This is a genomic window from Archangium sp., from assembly GCF_036277355.1.
Taxonomy (GTDB): Bacteria; Myxococcota; Myxococcia; order Myxococcales; family Myxococcaceae; genus Archangium.
Window position 1 is genome coordinate 89,608 of sequence record NZ_DASUNC010000068.1, and the last position, 14,916, is coordinate 104,523.

Here is a 14,916-nt window from a genome sequence, read left to right on the forward strand (position 1 = left end):
GTCACTCCCCCTCACAGCACACCGGCCGTACTCCCTCAACCCTGGAGCGTCATCCCGCGCGACGCACGGAGAGGCTTTCTCCCACGGCGAGTACGTGGAGCGGCTCGCGGGGCAGCTGGCGGCGGCTCCACTCGGCGTCCAGGCGCTGGGGCGGCTCGTCCAGGGGCTCGTCGGTGAGCTTGAAGGTGCCCCAGTGCATGGCGAGGAAGTGCCGGGCCCCGAGGTCCTCGTAGGCCCGCACCGCCTGCTCGGGGTTCATGTGCTGCTTCTCCATGAACCAGCCCGGGTCATACGCGCCAATGGGCAGCATGGCCGCGTCCAGCCCGGGGAAGCGCCGGCCAATCTCCTGGAAGCCGTCGAAGTACGCGGTGTCACCCGAGTGGTAGACGCACGCGCTGGAGCCCTCCACCACGAAGCCGCCCCAGAGCGTCTCGTTGACGTCGTTGAGGCCGCGGCGGCTCCAGTGCTGGGCGGGGACGAAGTGCACCGTCACCGGGCCCACCTTCGTGGCGCCCCACCAGTCCAGCTCGGTGACGGGCGGCGAGCCGGAGCGGAAGTAGCGTGCCATGCCCAGGCCGCTGACGACGGGCGCGCCCACCTGGAGCACGGTGGGCATGTCCAGGTGATCATAGTGGTTGTGCGAGACCAGGGAGGCGGCGATGGGGGGCAGCTTCTCCATCGGCACGCCCGGGTCCACGTTGCGGCGGATGAAGCCGGTGATGCTGTCGCGCAGGGCGGGGTCGATGAGCAGCGACACGCCGTCGAGCTGCACCAGCCAGCTCGCGTGGCCCAGCCAGGTGAGTCGCGCACCCTCGCCCGCGGCGGGAGGCGTGGCCAGCGCGGCGAGGTCCGGTTCCACACGGCGCACGGGCGCGGTGTCCGGGCTCTTGCGGCGCTTGCCCGCCAGCTTGTCTCCCACGGCCCACTTGAAGACGTTGCCGAGCGGGTGGGGGAGGCTGCCATCCAGGTTCTTGAAACGCGCTGCCATGACGCTCTCCCGAGGGCCCGGGCGAGGGGGTGGGCCCGGAGCCTGTCTTGTCCCGGCGCTGGCCTCGGATGCAAGGGCGATGTGGGAACGCATGTGCCCACTCCGGGTACCGGAGGACTGTCGGGTGGGGACAACGGGGGAGTCCCTTCTTCCGCCTGCTGACAGATGAGGGGGTTTCCCCCATGCGCGGGCGCTCGGCGATGAAGACAAATTCCCACCGTGGGTAGGGGAAGGAAGGGTTGGAGGCGTCATGCGACTCGGTCGCTTGCTGGTGGTGGTGTGGGTGTGGGGTGGGGCGCTGTTCCAGGTGGGTTGCAGCGGGTGTGGAGATCCCCCTGTCACCTACGGTCTGCCGGGCGGCCCGGGCGAGCTCTGCGCCGACGGTCTGCGCAACGGGGACGAGCTGGACGTGGATTGCGGTGGGAGCTGCCAGCCGTGCGTCGGCCGCGATGACACGTCCGGACCCTCGGGCTGCACGGAGAGTGCGTGTGCGGCGCCCACGTGCACGGACGGGGTGAAGAACGGCTCGGAGACGGGCGTGGACTGCGGCGGTGGGTGCCCCGCGTGCGCCGAGGGCGAGAGCTGTGGCGGGGACACGGACTGCTCGTCCTCCCTCCTCTGCCTCGAGAGCGTGTGCGCGCGGTGCCGGGAGGACGCGCACTGTGGGGCGGGCTTCGCGTGCCGGGCGGGTGTCTGCGTGGAGGACGACTTCGCGCCGAGGGTGCAGATGGCCTTCCTGCCGGGCAGCACGGTGCTTCGCGTGCGCTTCTCCGAGCCCATGGTGCGGGACGAGTCCGCCGCCAGCATGCTCAACCCCGACAACTACTGTGTGGAGCTGACGGACGAGACGCCTCACGAGTGCACGCCCTCGGATGCCTTCTGGCTGGGCACCGAGCTCTCCCTGGTGGACCCCAACACCGTCGACATCCAGCTTCCCTTCGCGCCGGGCAATGGCCGCTACACCGTGCATGTGTCCGGCGTGGTGGACCGCGCGGCCAATGGGTTGGGCTCGCCGCGGCACGCGGACTTCGAGGTGGGAGCGCCGCTGCGCCTCATGAGCGCCACCACGCTGGTGCGCGACCGGGTCGTGCTCACCTTCTCCCGTCCCATGCAGGCCGGGCCGGATGTCCCGGGGAGCGCCGGTTGCTCCTCGTCCGCCACCTGTGCCTCGCGCTACCAGCTGACGGGGGCCAGCGCGCTGGGCGCCGTGCTCTCCGCGCGGGTGCTCGCGCCTCCGCGAGACAACGAGGTGCTCCTCACCCACGCGTCCGCGCAGCGCGGCGGGCAGTACACCGTCCGCGCCGCGGAGCTTCAATCCGTGTGGGGCGAGCGCCTGGGGGCCTCGCCGCTGGACCGCGTCACCTTCACCGGTTTCGGCCCGCTCGTGAGCACGTGGCAGGACGGGCCGGTGCAGGTGGACCCGTTCGCGGACGGCGTCTCCGCCACCTCGGCCGTCGCGTACCGGGGCCGCATGTACCTGGGCCCCAATGCGGACGGCACGCGCGCGGTGGGCATGGACCAGGACGGCGTGCGGCCGGATGACCTGGCCTTCCGCTTCCGCAAGGACACGCAGAAGCTCGCCGGCTCGCGCAGCTCCAACGCGGCGGGTGCGCCCTTCCCGTCCATCGGCTTCGCCGGCTGCCGGGAGAACTCGTACCAGTGCGGCCCGGACAACGAGGATGGCCGCGCCCGCTTCGCCGCCGGCTCCTTCGGCGCCACCGAGTGGTTGATGATGAGCGGGAGCCGGAGTGGGGGCGGGCTCGACTACGTGTACATGTCCCGGGATGACGACGCGACGCTGGACATGAAGTACGTGGACCTGGGCCAGGCGTTGGAGGGGATGTCGGCGCGGAGCTTCTCCGCCCTGGGCATCCTCGAGGGCCGGACGTACCTGGGGGTTCCCCTCAGTGGGGACGCGCGCCGGCCCGGGCTGCTCGCGCTCCTGCGCGCTCCGGCGGAGACGGCCGAGGGCCTGGAGGCGAGGAGCAATGGCACCGGGGCGTGCAATCCCGCGTCACATGACGTGTGCAACCTGGCGGCGCACCGGATGCCAGGAATTGGCGCGGCGGGCTCTCCGGCCAACCCCGCGCGCACGGTGGGCATCGACTTCGTGGGCGAGTTCAACGGCAAGCTCTACCTGGGGAACAACGGAGGCCTCGTCCGGGCCACCGTCCAGCGGCCGCTGGACTACGAGAGCTCGCCCGCGCACTGGGTGTCCATCACCCCGAGCGCCCCGGAGTACCGCGCGAAGCAATCGCTCACCACGGACAAGGACATGGACCTGGAGCCGTCGGACCGGGCCTGGTCGCGGATGGCTGTCTTCAACGGCCACGTGTACCTGGGGCGTAACACCCCCGAGGGCCCGCAGCTGTGGCGGTGCGACCCCGAGCGCGTCTCCGGTCCCGCGCCGGCCACCGCCTATGACTGCGACGCGGGGGACTGGGTGCTGGTCGCTGGCAACGGTAAGGGGGATGGGCAGCTCAGCCAGTTCGACAACCCGCGCAACACGCGGCTGACGCTGCTGGCCATCAACCGCGGCTACTTGTACGTGGGCTTCGACAACGCGGTGGACGGGGCGGTGGTGTACCGCTCGGCGGTGGAGGTGCCGGCGAGCCGCTCGGACTTCACGGGCCAGGGCGGGTGTGTGGCGTCCACGGCGGGTTGCGCGGGCCTGGGAGGCAACGGCTTCGGCCAGCCCTCGGTGAACACGCGGCTCGGAGACGCCGTCACCCTGGTCGATGGGGAGCGCGGCTTCCTCTATGTCCCGGTGAGTGGAGGCCCGGGGACGCCCGTGCGCCTCTACCGCCAGCAGGACTGAGGGCTCGCTCTCGGCGGCGGGTTCGCTTCCCGCCGCTTCCACTCCGTATCTCCTGGAAAGGACTCTGCTTTCCGGGAAGCTGTAGCAAGGGATGTAGCAAAGCCCCGGTCGCCATCGGGCGAGCCGGGGTTTTCGGCCGAAGCTGCGAGGGGCAGCCGGACGAACTGGCCGCGCTTGTGGCGCTGCACCTTGAGCTTCGCCACCTCAGCGCAGAGGGCCTCCCACCGGAACGTAAGGTGCACACCAGGGGCAGGCGCAAGGACTCCCATCCGTCCTATACCCTCAGCCTGGAGAGCTTGCCCGTGCTATGCTTCGGTCAATGTCTCGCTCCATCAATGCACATTGGGTGCTACCTGGTCCATCCGTACCTTACCTCATTGTCTCGTGGCATAACGGGGCAGCCAGGGGCCTCAGTGGCCATGTGCCTTCTTCCTCCGTGTTGAGGCAGCTGGATGTATGGCTCAAGTCTCGCAGGCCGCTCCTCTTGGAAATACACGAAGCACTGGGAGGTCGCTCACCCAAAGCATCTCTTGGTCCTGGTAGCGCGAAGGACAATGAGCAGCTCAAAAAGTGCATTGCCGACGCCTTCTTGTCGGGCAAGCTCGTCGCCATAGAGGTCCCGGTCGGCGAGCAAAGAGAGCAGCAGGGGGAAGGGCCCCTCACGCCCCAGGGCGTCGCCTCCCAGAGCAGGCCTGGCACAGTGTTCCAGAAGCAGGCGGCCAGTACGTCTCCGAAGGGGGCTTCCGGTACAGCCCCTAGGAAGACCGCTCAGTATGCGAATCCAGCGGCTGAAGCCGTCACCATCACATTTGAGGTGATAAAAGCAGGCAAGAACCCCAATCTTCGCGCAGGCACTCTCTTGCTCTCATTCCAAGCCAATGGAGTGAATGTCATGAGACTTGTCTTGCCATATGGAGATGCAGCGAAGTTCGTTGGGCTCAAGTGGTCTACCTCGCTCCCGCACGACCCTCGCAAGCCTCTGGTGGTCGTTGGGAGTTGCTCTCTGGATGCAGCGGTGAGCACGCCGACCGGACTCTCCAATAGCAGTCAGCTTTCTATCAAGGATACGCTGACTCCTGGCCCCAAGGGAGGGCTTCCGAATCGAACGCGCGACCTCTCCACCGCAGATGTGACGGTGAGATATTCGGTCAAGAGCATCCCCCTGGAGACCTTCCAGTCTCTGCCTGGATTATCGGTGAGGCTCTCCGCGGGCGGACAACCCCTGAAGGACTTCCACCATCAGGTGGTGTTGGTGAAGGACGGGGTCGTGACTGTCATCGCCAGACCCAAGGAGGCCAGCAAGGAAAGGCACGAACTGTCAGTGTCGAGCCTTCCTGCAACCTATCATGGGCGTGGCTATGCCAGAGGGTACACCCCCGTTGAATATGACGTGCTCACCACGGAGGGACGTCATGAGGTGCACCTGCCCCTGAAGAAAGAGACCCTCTATCGGCTCGTCACGGGGCAGAACGCCTACGCAGTTGTAGCGGTCGAGCCCGACCAGGGACCTGTAGTACAGCAGGAGGGCGAACTGCCCTTGATGACCCAGCAAGAGTTGGACGAGCTGCTGGCAAGGCAAGGCATCTTCCAGATAGATGCGTCGGTCCTTCAAGGATGGATGAGCCGCATGGGGAGCCCTCCTATCAGTGAGAGGGCCCTGCCAAAGGCATTCTCGACGGAGCCTGGGTCGCTCAATGGCATCCAGTGGCGGGGCACCCTGGGGGAAATCTATACGCAGAACCGGCCACAGGGCCTGATGCTGCAGGACTTGAACAGGACAGTTCAGAACAACTTTCCCATCTTCGATTTCAGACAACCCGGTGACGGGAATCTGGTCTCTGTCAAGACGAGCGTCCGGAGTCAGGTTCCCCAGAACCGTGCGCAAATGACGGAGTTTTTCAGTACCTACCTGAACGGCTTGAATGACTTGATTGGAGGCAGCCCGAACAAGACCCGGCTGGCTGCGAACCAGCTTTATCCCAACCTGACGCCAGCGCAAGCCCAGGCCCTGTTCGCGAGCAAGGGCCACATTGCAGTGAACGCGGACCACGCCGCTCCGCTCCGCGAGTTGTTGGCGGACCCTGCCTCCTACCAGACGGCCAACATCTGCCAGCGGCTCGCGGACGCGTACTTTCGCCTCAACCCGGTTATCATCAATGGGAGGACCCTGGCGTCCTGGCAGTCGCTTCAGAACGAGTTGAGCAACCCGGCGATCACACAAGCCGTCCGGCAACAGATAACTGACGCGTTGAACCGGTTTTATGCCTGGACTGGAGAGAAGATTGGCAGCAACGGCGTGACGACCGCGCACTTGCGCAACCTGCAGTCATTCCGAAACAGCATCACCCAGAACTACCCTGGAATGACCTCTCCGCAGATCGAGGCGTGGCTCTTCCCGGAGCTACTGCTGGCCACCAAGCATGGAGGCGGCATGCCGGGGCACCTCAGGGCAATGGGGAGCATGGGAGCCCGGGGAGGGATTGGCGGCTCGTTGATGGCCATCGTCATGGAGTCAGGACTCATCCTCTATGATCCAAAGGCTCGGCAAGACCCGCTACAGGACCTCTTCAGGACGGGCGTGGCCGGCGGTTTCGCGGGAGTGACCGAGGGAATGGTCAGCTCTGGTTTCAATTCCACTGTGGGGAGCAACATCTCACGCTCCATGGTGGGCCGAGGCTTGTCCCCCTCCTTGTCAACAGCGGCTGGCCGGGGCCTGGGCGGTTCGTTGGCCGGCGGGGTTGCCGCACCGGTCTTCGAGTTGAGCAGTATGGCGCTCGACGAACAGGCGCACACCCGTGAGGATTATGTTGCACGCGGCACGAGGGCCTTCGTGTCGGGTTCGCTCAGTGCGGCGGTTTCAGCAGGTGTCGTGGGGGCCATCTGGGGTTCAGAGGTCCCCATTGCCGGCAACATCGTCGGCTTCATCATCGGCTTTGGTGGGTACTTGCTGGTGGATTCGCTCTTCGGGGACGATGTAGAGGAAGCGGTGCGGGATGAGCTGGACTGAAGGAAGCTCGGGCTTGAGACCGGAGCGCACGAGGAGGCTGTCTCCACGGGCAGGACGCGGCTGGCTCTGGTGGGGATTGCCCTTGACCTGGGGAGCGGTTTTCGCCGCGCTGGCCCTGCTTGAGTTGCACCTTGCCCGGGTCCAGATAGGACACCCGGGGAGACCACGTTGGGCCTTCGTGGCGGTGGCAGCTGGGGGCGTTGCCGGCTTGGTGATGTACTTCGTCTCTCTCTGGCGGGAACAGCCGTCCAAGGCCCAGCGGGTAGCGCTGCATGCGTTGATTCACGATCCGCGGGGAGCCGTGGGCGCCGTGGTCGTCATTCAGGATGGCAGACCGGTGGTCATCGCCACCATCTGCTCGCTGGATGAATATGAAGCGCTCCTAGCTAGCGGTCGTCTCCCAGCGGAGCACCAGCTCTATCTACCTGACGATTACCTCCCCGGAGGCCAGCCCCCTCGTGGGACATAGGGTCTAGCGGAGGATGGCATCGGCCACTCCGACAGCTCCGAGGGTGTGCACCTTTAGTGGAGCATCAGCCGCAGCCAGCCCACCGCCTTGCGACGAGGACGCTATCCAGGGGCGCATAGCGACTCGCGAAAGCGAGCCTGCCCTGGACAGCACCGTAGGCGCGGGCATGCGAGGTAGGGAGAGCTACACCGAACTCAGGGGGTTAGCGTTAGTGGCGTGAGGGGGGGCGTTTCCGCTGTCGCTCTACACTCGCCCGCCAGCATCAGCTCGGAGCAATGTCGGGACCAAGCCAATAGTAGACTCAAGAGTCGGTGTCATTAGGGGGCCTTTGCCGGACGGCTTGCCGCTCTCGATGGGTAACGGGTCCAAGGGGACCAAAAAAGGACCGAACCGAACGGACGCGCCTGGACTCGTCCGGACAGATGGGCGCCTCATTTTCAGAGGGGAAACGGGGGGATGCCTCTGGGTCCGAGTGGTGGCGGATCAGTCCCCAGCGGGTTCGATTCCCGCCGCTTCCAAGAGAGGTTGCCCGCTTCGTAAGCCTGAATTGTCTACTCGGAATCCTCCCCTGATTCGTCTTCCTCCACCTCTTCGTCTTCAAGAGGTGCGCTCATGAACGTCAGCCTTCCTGGCAATTGAACGACCATGAAACCCTTGCCGGCGATTCTGACGCGCTCGGCGTCCTTCGCGTTTCCACGGGCAAGCCATTTGTCTGCATCCTCCCGTGTTGCGAATTCATGGGAGACCTCGAGCTTGAATGAGGGATCGAAGAACTCTTTATAGAATCTGCGGAAGTCACCCTCTTTCCGGATGTGGCGAGGGTAGACCAATGCGATCTGCGCGAGCTCGATGATGTCCCTCTCCGGGGAGCCCTCCGGATGCTTTTGGCTGATGGCGTTGAGAGCGCCAAGGATTGCGTCCGTGTCGAAGTCTGGAATGTAGGGCATGGTCGCGTCGAGCCTTTTGCGGTTGTTTTCCAGGTGCAAAATCTGGCTTAGATGGGAACGAGAAAGAGCGCGCCGCCGACTATCGCAATGACAAATCCTACTCCGGCCACGACCACATGGGTTCCTGGCGGCGCCTCGGGTGTGTGTTCCCTGAGCCAGTCGAGCGCTTCGTTGATGTTTGGGAATTGAAGCTTCTTGTTCTGCGACTCCTGCCGCTCCAGTTCCTCCATTCGCTTGACGCAATCCATGAATTCGTTGAGGCACTTCGTGGTGCAGTGCTCCTTGTGCTTGCCAGAGTGCTTCGGTATGGATGGGATCTCTGGCTTGCGCCTCATGCACTTGGTGTAGCACTGCTTTTGTAGCTCGTTACAGTAGGCCTCGGCTCCAGCGCCTCCGATCCCGCGTGCATCTTCTTGAAAGTCGATGCTGTTTGCGTCCTCGGCGATCAGATACATCCTGCGCTCGGGCTCCTGTGTGTGGGCGCATCCGAGGTTTGCCACCGCAACTGCCGTCAGCAGCGCCATCAATCGCGTTAGACCTGCTGGGTGCATTGCCTTGTCCCTCAGTGCCTCGCTGAGCCTGGGCGTATGCCTCAACCCGGGTCAATGGAGCTTGGGCTCGTGAGGCCACCAGTGTGCGCTAGGCGAAGCTCGGGGCCGTAGGGGGGGCACCAGCGCCCAGCAGCCGAGGTCTGTACTTCGGGGCAACGGTGCTCGTGCCCGGGGAGCCGCCAGGCCGGGCAGGCGAGGGCTTGGCGGCTTCGATTCCCGCCGCTTGCACGCCTCAATCCTTGTCGTCCGAGGGGGCCTTCGCCGCGACCGGCCGGATGCTGAACGGCACGTCGACGTAGGAGTCGAGGGTGTTCAGCACCCGGGCCATGACGGTTGGCCGCTCTCCTCGAGCCAGGGCCAGCCGCAGCTGGGCCTGATGCCAGGCGGTGACGGAGCGGAGCCTGGGCGGGGTGAGGTGGATGGCCCGGCGCATCGTGCTCTTCAGGAGCTTCCACGCGCGCTGCTGTCCCGGCCCCCAGGCCAGCCCGTACGCCTGGCGCCAGCGCTCCGGAAGGAGGCCGGCGGTGAGCACCTCATCGAGCTGTCCCCGGGTGAAGGGCGAATTGAAGAGCAGGCTCGCCAGCTCGCGCGCCGTGTCTCCCACGCGCAGCGTCTCCCCCGCCAGCTGCTCGTGGTACCACGCGTAGAAGTCCTCGAGCGTGGGCGGCATCTGCTCCGGCAGGAGCCCGAACTGCGCCGCGGCGAGCCGCGTCTCCTGGTAATACCGGCGCTTCTCCTCGAGGCTGAGCGGCCGGACGAAGGTCTCGAAGACCTCGAGGGCGCCGTCGATGAGGGTGGCGAGCACCCACCGCAGCAGCGAAGGATCGTTCGCGCGATAGCGGCCGTCGCTCTGTGCACCGGGGCCGGCCGGAAGTGAGCCGTAGATGCGGCTGTGGAGGCTGTGGACCCGCTTCGCGGCGCCCATGGCCTCGCGGAGGCCACCGAAGACGAGCTGGTACATCGCCGTATAGGTGCGCCGCGCACGGCCGAGCAGGTCGGTCCGGAAGTTGCTGTTCTGGGAGACACCGGCGGCCACTGCCGGATGGGCGATCTGCAGCAGGATGGCGCGCAATCCACCGAGGAGGATCACCGGCTCCCGGTAGATGACCCAGGTCATGCTGTCGGGGCCGTAGATGCCCTCGAGCTCGCCCGCCGCGTGCTCCCGCAGGTAGTCGAGACACTTGCGGAAATGCTCGCTGTCCTGGCTGAGCTGTTGCTGCATTTCCGGTGGCATCGACCGCCACATCGAGTTCGCCTTCATCCCACGACTCTACTCCATGGCGTCGTGCCGGGGAGGACACCCTCCTCGGACGCGTCTCAGGCCGCCCGCGCCGCGAGCGCCCGCAGCACGTCCGCGGTGTCCACCACGCGGCCGAACTCGGTCGCCAGGGTGGTCAGATGCACACGGTGCATGGTGTCCGCGTCGAACAGGGTGCCATCGGGTGCCCGCTGCGCCCAGGTGTGGCAGGCATCCCCCACCACCACCAGCTCGAAGCCGAGGTTGGCCGCCATGCGTGCGGTGGTGGAGACGCACATGTCCGTGGCGATGCCGAAGAGGACGACCTGCCGCACGCCGGCCTCGTGCAGGCGCGCCTCCAGGTCCGTGCCGATGAAGGCGCTGTTCACGCTCTTGGTGAGCAGCGGCTCGCCAGCGAGCGGCTCGAAGCCCGGCTTGAGCGCGTTGCCCGGCTGCCCCGGGCGCAGCAGCGAGGTGGGCGAGGCGCTGTCATGGCGCACGATGACGAGCGGCCGTCCGGAGCGCCGCCAGGCGGCGAGGAGCTGGCGTCCGTTCGCTTCCATGTGGGGGTTGTTGCGGGGGCCCCAGGAGGGGTCGTCGAAGCCCTGCTGCACGTCGATGGAGATGAGCGCCGCGCGGTCGTGGAGTTCCATGTGCTTGCTCCCGTGGGGGGTGAAGCGGCACCCTAGGAAGGACGGCCGCCGGTCGACAGGTGGCGGAGTGCCGCTCCACCGGCGGAATGCCGGTGGGCACCGGGGATGGGCCGGCGGGAGGAGATGACGGGTCATGGCGCTGGACGAGTTGGATGGGCGGATCCTCTCCCTGCTGGAGGCCAACGGGCGGGAGTCCGCCACCAAGCTGGCGGCGAAGGTGGGCCTCTCGCGCTCGGCGGTCCAGGAGCGGGTGGCCCGGCTCGAGCGCGACGGCCTCATCCAGGGCTACACCATCCGGCGGGGGAGCGGCGGGCCTCCCACCGGCGTGGACGCCTACCTCTTCGTGCGGCTGGAGGGGCCCGCGTGCCCCCGCGTGGCCCCCCTGGTGCGCGAGCTGCCGGAGGTGCTCAGCATCGAGTCGCTCGCCGGAGAGCTGGACATGCTCATCCGCGCGCGTGTCCCCAGCATGCCGGCGCTGAACACCCTGCGCGAGCGCGTGGCGCAGCTCCCCGAGGTCCGCACCGTCACCACGGCACCGGTGCTCGCCGTGCACCTGGACCGGCGCTGACGCTTCCTCATGCCTCGCCCGCGGTTTCTCCTCTCGGGGTGGCCAGGAGTTGGCTAGCCTCCGCCGCGATGCCGCTCGCTCCGCTCGTCGCTTCGCTCGCACTGCTCTCCACCCTGGCCACCGCGCCCGCTCCGAGCGGCGGCCCTCCGGACCTTCCCTCCGACACACCGGCCACCTTCACCCCCGCGGGCCAGCTGCTGGACCACGAGCGCCGCACCGTCGACATCCCGATGCGCGACGGCGTGAAGCTCCACACCATCATCCTGGTGCCGCGCGGCGCGAAGAACCGGCCGATGCTCCTGACGCGCACGCCCTACGATGCGGAGAGGCTCACCCGCCACGCCGAGAGCACCCACCTGTCCCGGGTGCTCCACGGCTACGACAACGCCACCGACGTCATCGTCGAGGGGGGCTACATCCGGGTCCTCCAGGACGTGCGTGGCAAGTACGGCTCCGAGGGTGACTACGTGATGAACCGGCCGCTGCACGGGCCGCGGAACCCCACGCCGGTGGACCACGCCACCGACACCTACGACACCATCGACTGGCTGGTGAAGAACGTCCCCGAGTCGAACGGGCGCGTCGGCATCATCGGCATCTCGTACGACGGCTTCCTGCCGCTGATGGCGCTGGTCAACCCGCATCCGGCGCTCAAGGTGGCCGTGCCGATGAACCCGATGGTCGACGGGTGGATGGGCGATGACTGGTTCCACCACGGCGCCTTCCGTCAGACGATGCTGCCGTACATCCTCGAGCAGCAGGCGACGCGCAAGGGGGAGATCAAGTGGGCGTCGGGCTACCGGGACCAGTACGACGAGTACCTCGCGGCGGGCTCGGCCGGGGAGATTGGCCGGCGGCACGGGATGGAGCAGCTCGGCTTCTTCCGCAAGCTGCTCGCGCACCCGGCGTACGACGCGTTCTGGCGCGATCAGGCGGTGGACAAGCTGCTGGCGGCGCGGCCGCTGACGGTGCCGGTGATGATCGTCCACAGCCTCTGGGACCAGGAGGACATCTACGGCGCGCCGGCGGTGTACGAGACGCTGGAGCCGAAGGACACCGCGAACGACCGCGTCTTCCTGGTGATGGGTCCGTGGCATCACGGCCAGGCCATCGGGGACGGCTCGAGCCTCGGCGCGCTCGAGTTCGGCGCCGACACCTCGGCGCACTTCCGGCGTGAAATCCTCCGGCCGTTCCTCGACCAGTACCTCGTCGAGGGCGCGCCCCGGGCCCAGGTCGCGCCGGTGACGGCGTTCGAGACGGGGACGAACCGGTGGCGCGAGCTGTCGTCGTGGCCCGCCGGTTGCGCGAGCGGCTGCAAGGTGAAGCCGGCCCCGTTCTACCTGCGCCCGGATTCCAGCGCCGGGTTCGTGGCCCCCGCGGCGGGCGGAGCGGCCTTCGACGAATACGTCTCCGATCCGGCCAGGCCCGTGCCCTACCGCGCGCGCCCCATCGTCGAGGACTCCAGCGCGGCCGGTGCCTCGGCGACGGACCCCTGGAAGAGCTGGCTCGTGCGAGACCAGCGCGAGGCGGCCTCGCGGCCCGACGTGCTCGTCTACGTCTCCGACGTCCTCACCGCCCCGGTGAAGATCAGCGGCCGCCCGATGGCCAACCTCGTCGCCTCCACCAGCGGGACCGACTCCGACTGGGTGGTGAAGCTCATCGACGTGTTCCCGGACGAGGTCGCCGCGCGGCCCGAGATGGGCGGCTACCAGCTCATGGTCTCGGCCGACATCTTCCGCGGGCGCTACCGCGAGAGCTTCGAGAAGCCCCGGCCGCTGCCCGCCGGCAAGCCGGTGACGTACCGCTTCGGGCTCCCCACGGCGAACCACGTCTTCCTGCCCGGCCACCGCATCATGGTGCAGATCCAGTCGAGCTGGTTCCCGCTCTACGACCGCAACCCGCAGACGTACGTGGAGAGCATCTTCGACGCGAAGCCCGGCGACTTCCGGAAGGCCGTACAGCGCGTGTACCACGCGCCGGGCCAGGCGAGTTTCGTGGAGCTGCCGCTCGTCATGCCCCAGGAGGCCAGGGAGGAGCGAAGTCCGGCACCCACGGGCCGATAGACGCGGAAGGGAGCGGAGTTCCTGGTGGGGCGGGCAGTCACGCGGGAGTTCCGCCTGCCCGCTCGTCCCTCCCCCAGAGCCCTGGATGGACGGCGCATCCATCTCCACATTGGGCGGCGTATCGAGGGGGGTTCACATGATTGCGTGGCGCTTGCCGCTCATCTTCTGTTGCCTCGTGGGGGCCTGCACGCCCTCCATCGAGGAGGAGAGCACCGGGGTTCCCGCCCAGGAGTGGGGGCACAGGGAGGACGGCTGCAAGCGGGAGTGCCGTCCCGCCTCCCTGGTGAAGGACATCGTTCCCGGGCCGGAGACGTCGGACCCGGCGGACCTGACGGACGTGAACGGCACGCTCTTCCTCACCACGCTGCCCTTCCCGAATCCCGGAGGCGTCATCGAGCTGTGGAAGAGCAACGGCACGCCCGAGGGCACCGTCTTCATCAAGACCATTTTCGTCGGGAGCTACCTCGGGGAGTCGCAGTATCCCACCGCCGTGAACGGGCTGTTCTTCTTCGTGGCCGCGGAGAGCGAGGAGGAAGGCATCGAGCTGTGGAGGAGCGACGGCACGCCCGAGGGCACCTTCCAGGTGAAGGACATCAACCCCACGGGTCCCTCCTATCCCGAGTGGCTCACCAACGCGGACGGAACGCTCTTCTTCGCCGCCAGTAGAGGGGAGGGGGGCCGGGACCTGTGGAAGAGCGACGGCACGCCCGAGGGCACGGTGCTCGTCAAGGACATCAACCCCGGCGGGTTCGCCGTTATCAGCGTCCTGGGCGCCCTGGGAGGAACGGTCTTCCTCTACGTCTTCGATGACACGGGGTCCCGGCTCTGGAAGAGCGACGGCACTGCCGAGGGAACGATTCCCCTGGCGGACATCGCCCCGGACCTGTACGTGACGGCCGTCGCGGACGGGAAGTTCTTCTTCGTCGCCGACGATGGCGTCCACGGTGCCGAGCCCTGGGTGAGCGATGGCACGCCCGGGGGCACGCGCCTCGTCGAGGACATCCGTCCCGGTGCGGAGGGCTCCTCGCCCCTGTCGTTCGTGTCGGTGGGCCACCAGGTCTTCTTCACCGCCGATGATGGCCTCCACGGCCAGGAGTTGTGGAAGACCTCCGGCTCGAGTGGGAGCACGCGCCTCGTCGAGGACATCCACCCTGGCCCGGCCGACACCTTCTTCTCCGACTACACCCAGGTGCTGACCACCGCGGCCGGCAAGGTGTTCTTCATCGCCGACGATGGGCGCCATGGACGGGAACTCTGGGTGAGCCAGGGCCAGCGGAAGAACACGCGGCTCGTCGAGGACCTCACCCCCGGGCCCGATGGCTCGTTCCCGGGTTTCTCCACGGGTCTGACCGGCATGGGCAAGGGCGTCCTGTTCTCCATTCCCAACGCCACCTACGGCCAGGAGCTGTGGAGGAGCGATGGGACGGCGAAGGGAACGTTCTTCTTCCAGGACCTCGCTCCCGGTCCCGCCTCGTCCTTCCCCTCCCGATTCACCCGGTCCGGCGATCGGGTCTTCTTCGTCGCCGATGATGGCGTGCACGGCCGCGAGCTGTGGTCCGTTCCCCTGGAGTCGCTCGGCGACTGCTTCACGCCGTTGCCCAACGACGGGTGACCT

Annotated in this window: 10 protein-coding genes; 5 read left to right on the forward strand and 5 right to left on the reverse strand. The window is 67.2% G+C overall.

Annotated features, from left to right (window positions below; genetic code table 11):
* Positions 1–49 precede the first annotated feature (49 nt).
* Entirely contained in the window at positions 50–988 is a 939-nt protein-coding gene (locus tag VFZ09_RS18290) for an MBL fold metallo-hydrolase (protein ID WP_329728878.1), read from the reverse strand.
* Between the two features lie 250 nt (positions 989–1,238).
* On the opposite strand from VFZ09_RS18290, the gene VFZ09_RS18295 reads away from it, so the two are divergent.
* Positions 1,239–3,806 (forward strand): dickkopf-related protein, encoded by a 2,568-nt coding sequence (locus VFZ09_RS18295; protein WP_329728879.1) that lies wholly within the window; start codon positions 1,239–1,241, stop codon positions 3,804–3,806.
* 1,015 nt (positions 3,807–4,821) lie between these two features.
* Positions 4,822–6,813, forward strand: coding sequence for a hypothetical protein (locus tag VFZ09_RS18300; protein WP_329728880.1), 1,992 nt, complete (start codon positions 4,822–4,824; stop codon positions 6,811–6,813).
* 1,020 nt (positions 6,814–7,833) lie between these two features.
* Here VFZ09_RS18300 and VFZ09_RS18305 read toward each other — a convergent pair.
* The 4 genes from VFZ09_RS18305 to VFZ09_RS18320 form a co-directional block, all read right to left on the reverse strand.
* Positions 7,834–8,229, reverse strand: a complete 396-nt coding sequence (locus VFZ09_RS18305) for a hypothetical protein (RefSeq protein WP_329728881.1) — start codon at positions 8,227–8,229, stop codon at positions 7,834–7,836.
* 47 nt (positions 8,230–8,276) lie between these two features.
* Positions 8,277–8,753, reverse strand: coding sequence for a hypothetical protein (locus tag VFZ09_RS18310; protein ID WP_329728882.1), 477 nt, complete (start codon positions 8,751–8,753; stop codon positions 8,277–8,279).
* 259 nt (positions 8,754–9,012) lie between these two features.
* Positions 9,013–10,002: an oxygenase MpaB family protein gene (locus VFZ09_RS18315; RefSeq protein WP_329728883.1), complete on the reverse strand. Its 990-nt coding sequence runs from the start codon at positions 10,000–10,002 to the stop codon at positions 9,013–9,015.
* Positions 10,003–10,097: 95 nt separating this feature from the next.
* On the reverse strand, positions 10,098–10,670 hold the full coding sequence (locus VFZ09_RS18320; RefSeq protein ID WP_329728884.1) for a cysteine hydrolase family protein: 573 nt from the start codon (positions 10,668–10,670) through the stop codon (positions 10,098–10,100).
* 133 nt (positions 10,671–10,803) lie between these two features.
* Between VFZ09_RS18320 and VFZ09_RS18325 the strand changes: the two genes are divergently transcribed.
* The 3 genes from VFZ09_RS18325 to VFZ09_RS18335 all read left to right on the forward strand — a co-directional run bounded on the left by VFZ09_RS18325 (position 10,804) and on the right by VFZ09_RS18335 (position 14,913).
* A complete protein-coding gene (locus VFZ09_RS18325; RefSeq protein ID WP_329728885.1) occupies positions 10,804–11,238 on the forward strand; it encodes an Lrp/AsnC family transcriptional regulator in 435 nt (144 codons plus the stop codon).
* 68 nt (positions 11,239–11,306) lie between these two features.
* Positions 11,307–13,301: a CocE/NonD family hydrolase gene (locus tag VFZ09_RS18330; RefSeq protein WP_329728886.1), complete on the forward strand. Its 1,995-nt coding sequence runs from the start codon at positions 11,307–11,309 to the stop codon at positions 13,299–13,301.
* Positions 13,302–13,437: 136 nt separating this feature from the next.
* The gene (locus tag VFZ09_RS18335; RefSeq protein WP_329728887.1) at positions 13,438–14,913 is read left to right on the forward strand and encodes an ELWxxDGT repeat protein; all 1,476 of its coding nucleotides are present in this window, start codon (positions 13,438–13,440) and stop codon (positions 14,911–14,913) included.
* Positions 14,914–14,916: the final 3 nt, after the last annotated feature.

Bases quoted from the DNA above. Each gene is read 5' to 3' on its own strand.
- VFZ09_RS18330 (WP_329728886.1), top strand. From the start codon at position 11,307: ATGCCGCTCGCTCCGCTCGTCGCTTCGCTCGCACTGCTCTCCACCCTG.
- VFZ09_RS18290 (WP_329728878.1), bottom strand. From the start codon at position 988: ATGGCAGCGCGTTTCAAGAACCTGGATGGCAGCCTCCCCCACCCGCTC.
- VFZ09_RS18305 (WP_329728881.1), bottom strand. From the start codon at position 8,229: ATGCCCTACATTCCAGACTTCGACACGGACGCAATCCTTGGCGCTCTC.
- VFZ09_RS18310 (WP_329728882.1), bottom strand. From the start codon at position 8,753: ATGGCGCTGCTGACGGCAGTTGCGGTGGCAAACCTCGGATGCGCCCAC.
- VFZ09_RS18325 (WP_329728885.1), top strand. From the start codon at position 10,804: ATGGCGCTGGACGAGTTGGATGGGCGGATCCTCTCCCTGCTGGAGGCC.
- VFZ09_RS18295 (WP_329728879.1), top strand. From the start codon at position 1,239: ATGCGACTCGGTCGCTTGCTGGTGGTGGTGTGGGTGTGGGGTGGGGCG.
- VFZ09_RS18320 (WP_329728884.1), bottom strand. From the start codon at position 10,670: ATGGAACTCCACGACCGCGCGGCGCTCATCTCCATCGACGTGCAGCAG.
- VFZ09_RS18335 (WP_329728887.1), top strand. From the start codon at position 13,438: ATGATTGCGTGGCGCTTGCCGCTCATCTTCTGTTGCCTCGTGGGGGCC.
- VFZ09_RS18315 (WP_329728883.1), bottom strand. From the start codon at position 10,002: ATGCAGCAACAGCTCAGCCAGGACAGCGAGCATTTCCGCAAGTGTCTC.